This window comes from Vibrio sp. ABH4_348 (assembly GCF_056159765.1).
This window is the reverse complement of sequence record NZ_JBSWVW010000002.1, coordinates 593,442-611,015: the sequence shown is the minus strand read 5'-3', so window position 1 is coordinate 611,015 and position 17,574 is coordinate 593,442. Positions and strand designations below refer to the sequence as shown.

Below are 17,574 nucleotides of genomic sequence, written 5' to 3'. Positions count from 1 at the left end.
TTTTACAGAACGTTAGACCGTTAATTAAACGCTGAATTTGTAGTTGAAGCGCGCAAACGATCTCGGGGGAGCTGTAAATGGCCGATAACGAAAAAAATAGCCCAGAAGTATTTTCACAACTCAACACGCTAACACTAGACCAGAATGCTCGGGTTAGTTTTATTTATGGTGACGTCGTTACCAATGTTAATGGAATTCAGCGCGTTTTAGCGGCTGGTGACCAAATCTCATCAACTGAACAAATCTCTGTAAGTGCCAATGCCGTTATTGTGATCGAGCTAGAAGATGGTTCTATCTCTGCTGTCGTTTCCGAAAACCTCAGTGATGAAACTGTTCAAGACGTCACGACACAAATTCTACTTACCACGAACTTAGACCCAACCACTGTACTCGAGCCTACAGCTGCCGGTGGTCAAGGTGGTGTTGGAGACTTTTTTGTCCTCAGTAGAGACGGGGACGGCACTGTCGCTACGGCCGGTTTTGATACACAAACCGATAATGGTGGTGACGATAATGACACCTTGTTTGATAGAACAGCATTATCTGGAGATGAACTGCTCGATACGATAGCGCCCACAGCTCCTACTGTTTCACTTTTATCAGATACCGGCAGTAGTGCGTCGGATTTGATCACATCAAATGGCACTATTGCTGTCGCTGGTTTGGAAGCTGGTTCGCTTGTAGAGTTCTCCATAGATGGAGTGAACTGGGGGACAACTTACACTCCGGTTGAAGGAAGCAATACAGTTTTTGTGCGTCAAACTGATGCTTCTGGCAACATCTCTCCTAGCTCTAGTTTAACTTTTACGCTAGACACCACGGTAAACACACCCACGGCTCAGCTAACTACTGATAGTGGCTCAAGTGACAGCGATTCGATAACAAATTCCTCAGCAATAAGTGTTGGTGGAACGGAGACTGGTGCCGTTGTTGAATACAGCACCGATGGCGGAACAACATGGAGCAATAGCTATACAGCAGTAGAAGGCAACAATACAGTGCTGGTTCGCCAAACAGATTTGGCCGGTAATGTTTCTGGAAACACCAGTGTGAACTTCACGCTGGATACCCAAGTTGCTGCACCGACTGTGGCCCTGACTAACGATACTGGTTCAAGTAGCTCGGATTTGATCACCTCGGATGGCTCATTGAACATCACTGGTTTGGAAACAGGCGCAACGGTCGAGTACTCAACCGACGGTGGCACTACTTGGACTAACAGCTTCACGCCAGCCGAAGGTGCCAACACTGTTCAGGTTCGTCAGACTGATACCGCAGGCAATACGTCCGGTGCAAGTTCGATCAGCTTCACGCTGGATACCCAAGTTGCTGCACCAACCGTCGCGTTGACCAACGATACCGGTTCAAGTAATTCAGACTTAGTCACCTCGGATGGCTCACTAAACATCACAGGATTGGAAACAGGCGCTACCGTTGAGTACTCAACCGACGGTGGCACTACTTGGACCAACAGCTTTACCCCAGCCGAAGGTGCAAATACAGTTCAAGTTCGTCAGACCGACACCGCGGGTAACACATCCGGCGCAAGCTCCATCAGCTTCACTTTAGATACCCAAGTTGCTGCGCCATCAGTCGCGTTGACCAACGATACCGGTTCCAGCAGCTCAGACTTGATCACCTCTGATGGCTCACTGAACATCACAGGATTGGAAACTGGCGCAACGGTCGAGTACTCCATCGATGGCGGCACTACTTGGACCAACAGCTTCACCCCAGCAGAAGGTGCCAATACGGTTCAAGTTCGTCAGACGGATACGGCGGGTAATACTTCTGGTGCCAGCTCAATTAGCTTTACGCTCGATACTCAAGTGGCTGCACCAACGGTCGCTTTGACTAACGACACCGGCTCTAGCAGCTCAGACTTGATCACCTCGGATGGCTCATTGAACATCACTGGTTTGGAAACAGGCGCAACGGTCGAGTACTCAACCGACGGTGGCACTACTTGGACTAACAGCTTCACGCCAGCCGAAGGTGCCAACACAGTTCAAGTTCGTCAAACCGACACCGCAGGCAATACATCAGGCGCCAGCTCCATTAGCTTCACGCTGGATACTCAAGTGGCTGCGCCAACAGTGACTTTAACTAGCGATACCGGCTCAAGTAACTCGGATTTGGTTACCTCGGATGGCAGCCTAAACATCACAGGTCTTGAAACAGGCGCGACTGTCGAGTACTCAACCGACGGTGGCACAACTTGGACTAACAGCTTCACTCCAGTGGAAGGTGCCAACACAGTTCAGGTTCGTCAGACGGACACCGCGGGTAATACATCGGGTGCAAGTTCAATCAGCTTTACATTAGATACTCAAGTGGCTGCGCCAACAGTCGCTCTGGCTAACGATACCGGTTCAAGTCATTCAGACTTAGTCACCTCGGATGGCTCACTAAACATCACAGGATTGGAAACAGGCGCAACAGTCGAATACTCCACCGATGGCGGTACCACGTGGACTAACAGCTTCACCCCAGCCGAAGGTGCGAATACCGTTCAAGTTCGTCAAACCGATACCGCGGGCAATACTTCGGGCGCAAGTTCCATCAGCTTTACTATGGATACCCAAGTGGCTGCGCCAACCGTCGCGCTGACTAACGATACCGGCTCAAGTAACTCAGACTTGGTCACTTCTGATGGAAGCCTAAATATTACTGGGCTTGAGACTGGAGCAACAGTTGAATACTCCATCGACGGTGGTACGACTTGGACCAACAGTTTCACACCAGCCGAAGGTGCCAATACGGTTCAGGTTCGTCAAACAGATACTGCTGGCAATACATCCGGCGCAAGCTCAATCAGCTTTACGTTAGATACTCAAGTTGCGGCACCGACTGTGGCTCTGACCAACGATACCGGCTCAAGTAGCTCGGATTTGGTCACTTCAGATGGAAGCCTAAACATCACAGGTCTTGAAACTGGCGCGACTGTTGAATACTCAACCGACGGTGGCACCACGTGGACCAACAGCTTTACCCCGGCTGAAGGTGCTAACACGGTTCAGGTTCGTCAGACCGATACGGCTGGTAATACATCCGGAGCCAGCTCAATCAGCTTTACATTAGATACTCAAGTGGCTGCACCAACAGTCGCATTGACTAACGATACCGGTTCTAGCAGCTCTGACTTGATCACCTCTGATGGCTCATTAAATATCACAGGCCTAGAGATTGGCGCGACGGTCGAGTACTCAACGGACGGCGGCACAACGTGGACCAACAGCTTCACCCCTGCGGAAGGTGCGAATACGGTTCAGGTTCGTCAAACGGATACCGCGGGCAATACATCCGGTGCAAGTTCAATCAGCTTCACTCTAGATACTCAAGTCGCTGCACCAACGGTGGCACTGACTAATGACACGGGTTCTAGCAGCTCAGACTTGATCACCTCTGATGGCTCATTGAACATTACTGGGCTTGAGACTGGCGCAACGGTCGAGTACTCAACCGACGGCGGAACAACGTGGACTAACAGCTTTACCCCTGCGGAAGGTGCGAACACAGTTCAAGTTCGTCAAACCGATACGGCTGGTAATACATCTGGTGCAAGTTCGATCAGCTTCACACTCGATACTCAAGTTGCTGCACCAACCGTCGCTTTAACCAACGATACTGGTTCAAGTAACTCAGACTTAGTCACTTCAGATGGAAGTCTAAACATTACTGGGCTTGAGACTGGCGCGACTGTCGAGTACTCAACCGACGGCGGAACAACGTGGACTAACAGCTTCACACAAGCGGAAGGTGCCAACACGGTTCAAGTTCGCCAAACCGACACGGCGGGTAATGTTTCTGGCGCAAGCTCCATCAGCTTCACTCTAGATACTCAAGTTGCGGCACCAACAATCGCTCTGACTAACGATACCGGCTCAAGCAGTTCAGACTTGATCACTTCCGATGGTGCCCTTTCGATAGGTAATGTAGAAACCGGCGCAACGGTCGAATACTCAACCGACGGCGGCACTACCTGGACTAACAGCTTTACCCCAGCGGAAGGTGCCAACACGGTTCAGGTTCGTCAAACCGATACCGCTGGTAATGTTTCTGGCGCAAGCTTTATTAGCTTCACCTTAGATACGCTAGTTGCTGCGCCTACTGTGGCGCTGACTAACGACACGGGTTCTAGCAACTCAGACTTGATCACTTCCGATGGTGCCCTGTCGATTGGTAATGTAGAAACTGGAGCAACTGTCGAATACTCAACCGACGGTGGCACAACGTGGACTAACAGCTTCACCCCTGCTGAGGGCTCGAATACAGTTCAGGTTCGTCAGACTGATACGGCGGGTAATACATCTGGAGCCAGCTCCATTAGCTTTACGTTAGATACACAAGTCGCTGCACCAACGGTCTCATTGACTAACGATACCGGCTCAAGTAACTCAGACTTGATCACTTCCGATGGTTCGCTAAACATCACGGGACTTGAGACTGGTGCGACGGTCGAATACTCAACCGACGGCGGCACTACTTGGACTTCGAGTTTCACGCCTGCTGAAGGCGCCAACACGGTTCAGGTTCGTCAAACAGACACCGCTGGCAATACATCTGGTGCCAGCTCCATTAGCTTTACGCTGGATACACAAGTTGCTGCACCAACCGTCGCATTAACTAACGATACCGGTTCTAGTGGCTCGGATTTGATCACCTCGGATGGCTCACTAAACATCACAGGTCTTGAAACTGGCGCGACTGTTGAGTACTCAACCGACGGCGGCACTACGTGGACAAACAGCTTCACCCCTGCTGAGGGCTCGAATACAGTTCAAGTTCGTCAAACCGACACCGCTGGTAATGTTTCGGGCGCAAGCTCAATCAGCTTCACGCTAGATACTCAAGTCGCTGCGCCAACAGTGACTTTAACTAACGATACCGGCTCAAGTAACTCGGATTTGGTTACCTCTGATGGCTCATTAAACATTACTGGTTTTGAGACTGGCGCGACTGTCGAGTACTTCACTGACGGCGGTACGACTTGGACCAATAGCTTCACACCAGCCGAAGGTGCCAACACAGTACAAGTTCGTCAGACGGATACAGCGGGTAATATATCGGGTGCAAGCTCCATCAGCTTCACGTTAGATACTCAAGTTGTCGCACCAACGGTCGCGTTAACTAACGATACCGGTTCAAGTAACTCGGATTTAGTTACTTCAGATGGAAGCCTAAACATCACGGGGCTTGAGACTGGAGCTACGGTCGAATACTCAACCGACGGCGGCGCCACTTGGACAAATAGCTTCACTCCAGCCGAAGGCGCGAATACCGTTCAAGTTCGTCAAACCGACACGGCGGGTAATGTTTCTGGCGCAAGCTCGATTAGCTTCACGTTAGATACCCAAGTTGCTGCACCAACAATCGCTCTGACTAACGATACCGGCTCAAGTAGCTCAGACTTAGTCACTTCAGATGGTGCCCTTTCGATTGGCAATTTAGAAACCGGCGCAACGGTCGAATACTCCACTGACGGTGGCACAACATGGACTTCAAGCTTCACGCCAGCCGAAGGTGCCAACACAATTCAGGTTCGCCAAACGGATATAGCGGGTAATACATCAGGCGCCAGCTCCATCAGCTTTACGCTCGATACCCAAGTTTCGGCACCTACTGTGGCTCTGACTAACGATACCGGTTCAAGTAACTCAGACTTGATCACCTCTGATGGTGCCCTTTCGATAGGTAATTTAGAAACTGGAGCTATGGTCGAGTACTCAACTGACGGCGGTACTACTTGGACCAATAGCTTCACTCCAGCTGAAGGTGCCAACACGGTTCAGGTTCGTCAGACGGATACGGCGGGCAATACTTCGGGTGCCAGCTCAATTAGCTTCACCTTAGATACACAAGTCGCTGCGCCAACAGTTGTTCTAACTAACGATACGGGTTCAAGTAGCTCAGATAACATCACCTCTGATGGCTCACTAAACATCACCGGCCTTGAGACTGGCGCGACTGTCGAATACTCAACCGACGGTGGCACTACTTGGACCAACAGCTTTACCCCTGCCGAAGGTGCCAATACCGTTCAGGTTCGTCAAACCGATACGGCGGGTAATACATCTGGTGCCAGCTCAATCAGCTTTACGCTCGATACCCAAGTTGCTGCACCAACGGTCGCTTTAACTAACGATACCGGTTCTAGTAGCTCCGATTTGATCACCTCGGATGGCTTACTAAACATCACAGGATTGGAAACGGGCGCTACCGTTGAATACTCAATCGACGGCGGTACCACTTGGACTAACAGTTTTACCCCAGCGGAGGGTGCGAACACTGTTCAGGTTCGTCAGACCGATACCGCAGGCAATACATCCGGTGTAAGTTCCATTAGCTTCACGCTAGATACTCAAGTCGCTGCACCAACCGTCGCTCTGACGAATGATACTGGCTCAAGTAACTCGGATTTGATCTCCTCGGATGGTTCGCTAAATATTACAGGGCTTGAGACTGGCGCAACCGTTGAATACTCAATCGATGGCGGCACAACGTGGACTAACAGCTTCACCCCTGCTGAGGGCTCGAATACAGTTCAAGTTCGTCAAACGGATACGGCAGGCAATACATCCGGTGCCAGCTCCATCAGCTTCACTCTAGATACTCAAGTGACTGCGCCAACTATCGCATTAGCAAATGATACAGGCTCAAGTAGTTCAGACTTGATCACTTCAGACGGGGCTTTAGCGATTGGTGGATTGGAAACCGGCGCCACAGTCGAGTACTCCATCGATGGCGGCAGTACTTGGACCAACAGCTTTACCCCAGTTGAAGGCGCGAACACAGTACAAATTCGTCAAACCGATACCGCAGGCAATGTCTCGGGTGCTAGCTCAATCAGCTTCACGCTGGATACTCAAGTTGCGGCACCGACTGTGGCTCTGACCAACGATACCGGTTCTAGCAGCTCAGACTTAGTTACTTCAGATGGAAGCCTAAATATCACGGGCCTTGAGACTGGTGCGACTGTCGAGTACTCCATCGACGGCGGCACTACTTGGACCAACAGCTTTACGCCAGCTGAAGGTACCAACACGGTTCAGGTTCGTCAGACTGATACCGCAGGCAATACATCGGGGGCAAGCTCAATCAGCTTCACGTTGGACACTCAAGTCGCTGCGCCAACGGTCGCGTTGACTAACGATACTGGCTCAAGTAACTCGGATTTGGTTACCTCTGATGGTGCCCTTTCGATTGGCAATGTAGAAACCGGGGCAACGGTAGAATACTCAACCGACGGTGGCACAACATGGACTTCAAGCTTCACTCCATCAGAAGGCTCCAATACAGTTCAGATTCGTCAGACCGATACGGCAGGTAATACATCCGGTGCCAGCTCAATTAGCTTCACGCTGGATACCCAAGTTGCTGCGCCAACGGTCGCGTTAACTAACGATACCGGTTCTAGCAGCTCAGATTTGATCACTTCCGATGGTACCCTGTCGATTGGCAATGTAGAAACCGGCGCGACTGTTGAATACTCAACTGACGGCGGCACTACTTGGACCAACAGCTTTACGCCAGCCGAAGGTGCCAACACGGTTCAGGTTCGTCAGACTGATACCGCAGGCAATACATCGGGGGCAAGCTCAATCAGCTTCACGTTGGACACTCAAGTCGCTGCGCCAACGGTCGCGTTGACTAACGATACTGGCTCAAGTAACTCGGATTTGGTTACCTCTGATGGTGCCCTTTCGATTGGCAATGTAGAAACCGGGGCAACGGTCGAATACTCAACCGACGGTGGCACAACATGGACTTCAAGCTTCACTCCATCAGAAGGCTCCAATACAGTTCAGATTCGTCAGACCGATACGGCAGGTAATACATCCGGTGCCAGCTCAATTAGCTTCTCGCTGGATACCCAAGTTGCTGCGCCAACGGTCGCGTTAACTAACGATACCGGTTCTAGTGGCTCCGATTTGATCACCTCGGATGGCTCACTAAACATCACAGGATTGGAAACTGGCGCTACCGTTGAATACTCAACCGATGGCGGTACTACTTGGACTAACACCTTTACCCCAGCCGAAGGCGCCAACACCGTTCAAGTTCGTCAGACGGATACAGCGGGTAATACTTCTGGTGCCAGCTCAATCAGCTTCACGTTGGATACTCAAGTCGCTGCACCGACTGTGGCTCTGACTAACGATACCGGTTCAAGTAGCTCAGATTTGATCACCTCGGATGGCTCACTAAACATCACAGGCCTTGAAACTGGCGCGACTGTTGAGTACTCAACCGACGGCGGCACTACCTGGACTAACAGCTTTACCCCAGCCGAAGGTGCCAACACAGTTCAGGTTCGTCAGACCGATACGGCAGGCAATACATCCGGAGCCAGCTCAATCAGCTTCACGCTGGATACACAAGTTGCTGCACCAACCGTCGCATTAACTAACGATACTGGCTCAAGTAACTCGGATTTGGTTACCTCTGATGGCTCATTAAACATCACGGGATTAGAAACCGGCGCTACCGTTGAATACTCAACCGACGGCGGCACCACGTGGACTAACAGCTTTACGCCAGCCGAAGGTGCGAACACGGTTCAGGTTCGCCAAACTGATACCGCAGGCAATACGTCCGGAGCCAGCTCAATCAGCTTCACGCTCGATACTCAAGTCGCTGTGCCAACGGTCGCGTTGACTAACGATACCGGGTCAAGCAGCTCAGACTTGATCACCTCTGATGGCTCATTGAACATTACTGGGCTTGAGACTGGCGCGACTGTCGAATACTCAACTGACGGAGGTACTACTTGGACCAACAGCTTCACCCCAGCCGAAGGTGCAAATACGGTTCAAGTTCGTCAAACCGACACGGCGGGTAATGTTTCTGGCGCAAGCTCGATTAGCTTCACGTTAGATACCCAAGTTGCTGCACCAACGGTCGCGTTGACTAACGATACCGGCTCAAGTAGCTCAGACTTAGTCACTTCAAATGGTGCCCTTTCGATTGGCAATGTAGAAACCGGAGCAACGGTCGAGTACTCAACCGATGGCGGTAACACTTGGACTAACAGCTTTACCCCAGCCGAAGGTGCCAACACAGTACAAGTTCGTCAAACAGATACAGCGGGTAATACATCAGGTGCCAGCTCCATAAGCTTTACACTGGATACACAAGTTGCTGCGCCAACAGTCGCATTGACTAACGATACCGGCACAAGTAGCTCAGACTTGATTACTTCCGATGGTGCCCTTTCGATTGGCAATTTAGAAACTGGAGCTACGATCGAATACTCAACCGACGGCGGCACAACGTGGACTAACAGCTTCACTCCTGCCGAAGGTGCGAATACCGTTCAAGTTCGTCAAACTGACACGGCGGGCAATACTTCGGGCGCAAGCTCAATCAGCTTCACGTTAGATACTCAAGTCGCTGCACCAACGGTCGCTCTGACTAACGATACTGGTTCAAGTAGCTCAGATAACATCACCTCTGATGGCTCATTAAATATTACAGGCCTAGAGACTGGCGCGACCGTTGAATACTCAACTGACGGCGGTACGACTTGGACCAACAGCTTCACGCCAGCGGAGGGTGCTAACACGGTTCAGGTTCGTCAAACCGATACTGCTGGCAATACATCCGGTGCCAGCTCCATCAGCTTTACACTGGATACACAAGTGGCTGCGCCAACAGTCGCATTGACTAACGATACCGGCACAAGTAGCTCAGACTTAATCACCTCTGATGGCTCATTAAACATCACAGGATTGGAAACTGGCGCGACTGTCGAGTACTCAACCGATGGCGGTACGACTTGGACCAACAGCTTCACCCCTACGGAAGGTGTAAATACGGTTCAAGTTCGTCAGACCGATACCGCGGGCAATACATCGGGTGCCAGCTCCATTAGCTTCACGCTAGATACCCAAGTCGCTGCGCCAACAGTGGCACTGGCTAACGATACCGGTTCAAGTAATTCAGACTTAGTGACCTCTGATGGTTCATTAAATATTACAGGCCTAGAGACTGGCGCGACCGTTGAATACTCAACTGACGGCGGTACGACTTGGACCAACAGCTTCACCCCGGCCGAAGGTGCCAACACGGTTCAAGTTCGCCAGACGGATACGGCAGGCAATACATCTGGCGCAAGTTCCATCAGCTTCACATTAGATACTCAAGTGACTGCACCGACTGTGGCTCTGACCAACGATACTGGCTCAAGTAACTCGGATAACATTACCTCTGATGGTTCATTAAATATTACGGGCCTTGAGACTGGAGCAACAGTCGAGTACTCCATCGACGGCGGCACAACGTGGACCAGCAGCTTTACCCCAGCCGAAGGTGCCAACACGGTTCAGGTTCGTCAAACCGACACGGCGGGCAATACATCCGGAGCCAGCTCAATTAGCTTTACGCTCGATACCCAAGTGGCTGCGCCAACAGTCGCATTGACTAACGATACAGGTTCTAGCAGCTCAGACTTGATCACCTCAGATGGTTCATTAAATATTACAGGCCTAGAGACTGGCGCGACTGTCGAGTACTCCATCGACGGCGGCACCACTTGGACCAACAGCTTTACGCCAGCCGAGGGTTTAAACACCGTTCAAGTTCGCCAAACCGACACCGCGGGTAACACATCTGACGCAAGCTCAATTAGCTTCACGTTAGATACCCAAGTTGCGGCACCAACCGTCTCGTTGACTAACGATACTGGCTCAAGTAACTCGGATTTGGTTACCTCGGACGGTTCATTGAACATCACGGGGCTTGAAACAGGCGCAACGGTCGAATACTCAACCGACGGTGGCACCACGTGGACTAACAGCTTCACCCCAGCCGAAGGTGCCAACACGGTTGAGGTTCGTCAGACTGATACCGCAGGAAATACGTCTGGCGCAAGCTCCATCAGCTTCACGCTAGATACTCAAGTGGCTGCGCCAACAGTGACTTTAACTAACGATACCGGCTCAAGTAACTCGGATTTGGTTACCTCGGAAGGTTCATTGAACATCACGGGGCTTGAGACTGGATCAACTGTCGAATACTCAACTGACGGTGGAACAACGTGGACTAACAGCTTCACACCAGCCGAAGGTGCTAACACGGTTCAAGTTCGTCAGACTGATACGGCGGGTAATGTTTCTGGCGCAAGCTCCATCAGCTTTACTCTGGATACCCAAGTGGCTGCACCAATAATCGCTCTGACTAACGATACCGGCTCAAGCAGCTCAGACTTGATCACTTCCGATGGCGCTCTGTCGATTAGCAATGTAGAAACAGGCGCAACGGTCGAGTATTCAACCGACGGTGGCACAACTTGGACCAACAGCTTCACGCCAACCGAAGGTTCGAACACGGTTCAGGTTCGTCAAACCGACACCGCGGGCAATACATCCGGTGCCAGCTCCATCAGCTTCACTCTGGATACTCAAGTTGCTGCGCCAACGGTCGCTTTAACTAACGACACCGGTTCAAGTAACTCAGACTTGGTCACTTCTGATGGAAGCCTAAACATTACTGGGCTTGAGACTGGAGCAACAGTTGAATACTCCACTGACGGCGGCACCACTTGGACCAACAGCTTCACGCCAGCCGAAGGTTCAAACACAGTGCAAGTTCGTCAGACCGATACCGCAGGCAATACTTCGGGTGCCAGCTCCATCAGCTTCACGCTCGATACCCAAGTTGCTGCGCCAACCGTCTCGTTAAATAACGATACCGGTTCTAGCAGCTCAGACTTGATCACTTCCGATGGTGCCCTTTCGATAGGTAATGTAGAAACTGGAGCTACCGTTGAATACTCAACCGACGGTGGTACGACTTGGACCAACAGCTTCACGCCAGCCGAAGGTGCCAACACTGTTCAGGTTCGTCAGACTGATACCGCGGGCAACACATCCGGTGTAAGTTCAATCAGCTTCACGTTAGATACTCAAGTTGCTGCGCCAACAGTGGGACTGACTAACGATACGGGTTCAAGTAGCTCTGACTTGATTACCTCTGATGGTTCATTAAATATTACAGGCCTTGAGACTGGCGCTATCGTTGAATACTCAACCGACGGTGGTACGACTTGGACCAACAGCTTTACCCCAGCGGAAGGTGCCAACTCGGTTCAGATTCGTCAAACTGATACGGCAGGTAATACATCGGGTGCCAGCTCAATCAGCTTCACGTTGGACACTCAAGTCTCTGCGCCAACAGTCGCTCTGACTAACGATACGGGTTCAAGCAGCTCAGACTTGATCACTTCCGATGGTTCGCTAAACATTACAGGGCTTGAGACTGGGGCAACCGTCGAATACTCAACCGATGGAGGTACGACGTGGACTAATAGCTTCACCCCGGCTGAAGGTGTGAACACGGTTCAGGTTCGTCAAACGGATACGGCGGGTAATGTTTCCGGCGCAAGCTCAATTAGCTTCACGCTCGATACCCAAGTTGCTGCACCAACGGTCGCGTTGACTAACGATACCGGCTCTAGCAACTCAGACTTGGTCACTTCCGATGGTGCCCTTTCGATTGGCAATGTAGAAACTGGAGCTACCGTTGAATACTCCATCGACGGCGGCACCACTTGGACCAATAGCTTCACGCCAGCCGAAGGTGCCAACACGGTTCAGGTTCGTCAGACCGACACCGCGGGTAATGTCTCAGGTTCAAGCTCAATCAGCTTTACGTTGGACACTCAAGTCGCTGCGCCAACGGTCGCGTTGTCTAACGATACCGGTTCAAGCAACTCAGATAACATCACCTCTGATGGCTCACTAAACATCACGGGGCTTGAAACTGGCGCGACGGTTGAATACTCAACCGACGGTGGTACGACTTGGACCAATAGCTTCACGCCAGCCGAAGGTGCCAACACTGTTCAGGTTCGTCAGACTGATACTGCAGGCAATACGTCCGGAGCCAGCTCAATCAGCTTCACGTTAGATACTCAAGTCGCTGCGCCAACGGTCGCGTTGACTAACGATACGGGTTCAAGTAACTCGGATTTGGTTACCTCTGATGGTTCGCTGTCGATTGGCAATGTAGAAACTGGAGCTAACGTTGAATACTCAACCGATGGCGGTACTACGTGGACCAACAGCTTTACCCCAGCCGAAGGTGCCAACACAGTACAAGTTCGTCAAACAGATACAGCGGGTAATACCTCTGGCGCAAGTTCAATCAGCTTTACGTTAGACACGCAAGTGGCTGCACCAACGGTCGCTTTAACTAACGATACCGGTTCTAGCAGCTCAGACTTGATCACCTCGGATGGCTCATTAAACATCACAGGATTGGAAACGGGCGCAACGGTCGAATACTCAATCGACGGTGGTACGACTTGGACCAGCAGCTATACCCCAGCGGAAGGTGCCAACACGGTTCAGGTTCGTCAAACCGACACGGCGGGTAATACATCAGGTGCCAGCTCCATCAGCTTTACGTTGGATACGCAAGTCGCTGCACCAACAGTCGCTCTGACTAACGATACCGGTTCTAGCAGCTCAGACTTGATCACTTCCGATGGCGCTCTGTCGATTGGCAATGTAGAAACAGGCGCAACGGTCGAGTATTCCACCGACGGTGGCACCACGTGGACTGACAGCTTCACGCCAGCCGAAGGTGCTAACACGGTTCAGGTCCGCCAAACGGATATAGCGGGTAATACATCAGGAACCTCAAGTATTAGCTTTACGTTAGATACCACGTCACCACAGGCACCAACTGTGGTTATTTCTGAGGACACCAACAATAATGGCATCATTACCAACAATGAGCTTAGCGGCCTAATTGACGTGCTCGTAACGCCTCCAGCTGGTGCTCAAGTCGGCGATATCCTCAAAGTCAGTGGTCAGGCAGATGTGGTTTTGAGTGCTTCAGATATCTCAGGTGGCGTAAGCTACCAATACCCAGTACCTTCAACCGGCAGTACTCTAAATGTTTCTGCCGTACTTGAAGATCAAGCTGGCAATACTTCCGCTATTGGAACTGATTCTGCTCGCGTTAACGCTCCACCACAAAATCAAAGCTTCAGCGCCTTACTCAGTAACTCAGGTACTACATCGATTAATTTCACAAACCACGTTAGTGATAGTGAAGATGATTCATCTGCAACCGCATCCACTCACGTCGTCATCACAAGTCTTCCACAACAAGGTTCGTTAACGGGTATCTTGATTGATGTGAACGGCAATCCAACGACTCGAGTTCCAATAACCAGTACTCATGTATCAAATGGACAGACATTTGATCTCTCAAGTATTGAGTATCAAGAGCCGCCTATTTCAAGCAGTAACTTCTTTATTGGTAGTGATGTTAGTGCAACCGGTAGTCTCTCTGATTGGGGCAGTTACAACCCAACGACCAAACTCATCACCAATAGCGATATCGGTCTTGAAATATCGATTGTCCAAGGAAATGGGGTTCAAGATGGTTTGCAACAATATGCAAGTACCACAGGGCATATTGGTACAGGTTTAGGGGACGATTCGAACGATTCTGGTATTAACCGTGATGAAACACTCACTCTCGAATTTGGCAACAATGGTAAGAACCTACCGACTGAAGTGAAAGTTGGCTTGGATGGTATGGGAGGGCATTTCTCTAGCAACGCGTCTCAAAACGCCAAAGCCACAGTTGTAATCACATACGGTGATGGCAGCCAATCGCAAACCTTTACTTTCCAAAGACAGGGAGGTGATTCAAGAGAAATCACGATTGGCGACGGCCCTCAATTCAATATTAACACTCAGGGGCTGAGTATTAAGTCTATCGACTTTGGGACCCAATCAAATAGTTCTGGCTCAACTTGGGTTCTACAATATGTAGGCACTGAGATCCAACAAACTGTGCCCGATTCCTTTGAATACCAAGCAATTGATAGTGATGGTGACACGAGTGGAACGAGTTCATCGGTAACTCTTGTCGAAGATCAACTGCAGATCGCTCTTTTGAACGATGCAAATAATGACGGCAACTTGTATGGCGATACTGAGCTCAACGGTAATACCTCTTTAGATGTTCGCGTTTACCTCAATCAAGCCGCTGTTGCTGGGAATAGCCTTGATTTGAACTTCCAATCAAGTCCGGTCACTTTGACCCAGACAGATATTGACCGCGGTTGGGTGGACTTTACGCGAAGTATCCCAAGTACAGATGGAAGTCAGGTGGTTGTTACTGCTCAATTAATGCAAGGCAACACAACGTTAACCGATATCGTGTCTGATGATGCTATTTTCTACAACTTCGCACCCGCTGCACCGACCCTGTCAAGCATGGGGGCAGCGGTAACATCAGATGAAGGGCTCGCTAACGCCAACACAGATGTGAACTCAGCATCTAATGAGTCTACCGCGAGTTTTATCATTCGAGATGTCAACGTAGGCGATACCATTACGGCTCAGTTTGCGGTCAACAATGGTTCTCCTGTTTTTGATGGTGGAACACCTTCGTTAAAGTCGGGTGGTGAAGATGTTGTCTGGTCTGTGCAAAACGGAACTCTAGTTGGCACGCTTTCAGGAACATCTACCAAAGTCATCGAAGTGACAATCACGGCACCAAGTTCGCAAGGTATTACCGACCGACAGTTTGATTACACTGTGAAACAATACCTTCCTTTGGACCACTCAGATTCAACAACTGAAAATGAGCAACTCACACTGACACCTTCTTTAACAGTAAGCGATGGAAACAATCAGATTAATGTTGCCTTAGATATTGCAGTAGAAGACGACAGTCCAACGTCTAGCAACATCGTTAATAGCACGGCAGAAGCTGCACCAACTAATATTCAGTTTGTTATTGATATTTCAGGTTCGATGAACAACAGCAGCGCCAGTTGGTTGACCTGGACTCAGAATGCAATCAGCAACTTACTCACTAACTTTGCGGTAGGGGAAGCTAAAGTACAAATCGTCGCGTTCAATGGCGCTATTGTGATGGACACTGGTTGGCTAGATCCAGCAGATGCCACCACGCAAGTTAATACACTGACGGACTCAGGCTGGACCGAATACCAATACGGTTTGCAAGCAGCATCTTCAGCGTGGTCCAAGTCAGGTCAGCTAGACAATGCCAATAATATGAGCTTTTTCATCTCTGATGGAGAGCCGACTTCCAACTCCAATTATCAGCAGGAAATAAATACTTGGCTCTCAACGGTCTCTGAAAACAATATCCTCTCGCAAGCATTAGGTGTAGGTACGCCAACTTCAGACGGGGTCACCGCATTAAACCACATCGCGTTTGACGGACACTTAAACCGAGACATAGATTTCACCTTGGTGGCTAGCTCTGCAACGCTAAATGAGACGATTGCTTCGGCGGAACAGAATCTAGAGATGATTAGTGGCCAAATTCCATTATCAGCAGGGGCCGATGGTCTAAAAACGTTCTCCATCACCTGGGGAACCAGTGAGTACGAATTTAATGTCGCGGACCAACAGTTCTACAAAGATGGAGACACCAGTAAACCTCTAGGGTTACAAGTTTTACTATTCACTGCGGCAGGTGAACAATTCCTAGTCAAGAGTGACGGCAGCTACACGTTCAAATTCGCAAACCGAGACATCAACGCCAAAACCATTGATGTGAGTTTTGAGATAACTGATCAGGATGGTGACAGCTCGACCAGCACCTTAAGCATTACGAAACCAGCGTTAAGTACCGTTAATCACATTGAAACTTACGCGGGTAATGATGCGATTTATCTCAATGGCACACCACAACTAGCCCTGATTTCAAACTCAGTCAAAGTTGATACCACAATCTATGACCAAGCTACATACGGCTCAGACTGGCGTCTTGATGCAGCTGCGAACATTGCCGAAAATACCAGTGATACCGTATATAGCGGAGCAGGGAATGACCACGTTGAAGCCGGCCTGGGCGATGACATTGTCTATTTGGGTGACAGTGGTAATAACTCGGCCAGCCTAGACGATGGTGTAACGTTTACCTTCCTCGATGATAGTTCGGTCTATCAAGGCCCCAATGCCACAGAAGACTCAACATTGCTTGCCAGCGCGGCCAGTACCTCTTGGGGCGATGTTGCACAGGGCGCGCAAGGGAATGACATTATCTTTGGTGAAGCGGGACATGATTTGATTTCAGGTGGGTCAGGCAATGACTATCTCGATGGCGGTACTGACAGTGATTTCATTCGCGGAGGTTCCGGCACTGACACAATCATAGGTGGCAGTGGTAACGACTATATGCGCGGTGATTTGGGCTCAGACCTATTTGTATGGGATAGCCAGCATGTTGATGCATCAGGGGCGACGGATAAAATCTACGATTTTGATGCCGACCAAGATACCTTGTCATTAAATGGTTTACTCAAGGCTTCATACGATAACATTTCAGCGACTTACTTCAGTGAAACCGATGCAGGTTATGGCTTATCGGGCATCAAACTCACCATTACCGATGTGAACAACGGACAGCAGGAAATCTTGCTAAACAATGTTGGAACATCTGGCAATGGCGTCGTTCTCAATACCTTGATAGACGGAGACATAAAACAAATGGTTATCACCGACAATAGTGCAGGTATCACGATTGGAGAGATTCTAGATATTGAGATTAAAGATTTGGATGTTTGATTTAATC

The 17,574-nt window shown here is 50.2% G+C and carries 1 protein-coding gene; it reads left to right on the top strand.

Going from position 1 to position 17,574, the window contains the following annotated elements:
- Positions 1 to 77: 77 nt before the first annotated feature.
- Positions 78 to 17,567: a hypothetical protein gene (locus tag ACXAFJ_RS16455; protein ID WP_475324913.1), complete on the top strand. Its 17,490-nt coding sequence runs from the start codon at positions 78 to 80 to the stop codon at positions 17,565 to 17,567.
- The last annotated feature ends 7 nt before the right edge of the window (positions 17,568 to 17,574 follow it).

Bases quoted from the DNA above. Each gene is read 5' to 3' on its own strand.
- ACXAFJ_RS16455 (WP_475324913.1), top strand. From the start codon at position 78: ATGGCCGATAACGAAAAAAATAGCCCAGAAGTATTTTCACAACTCAAC.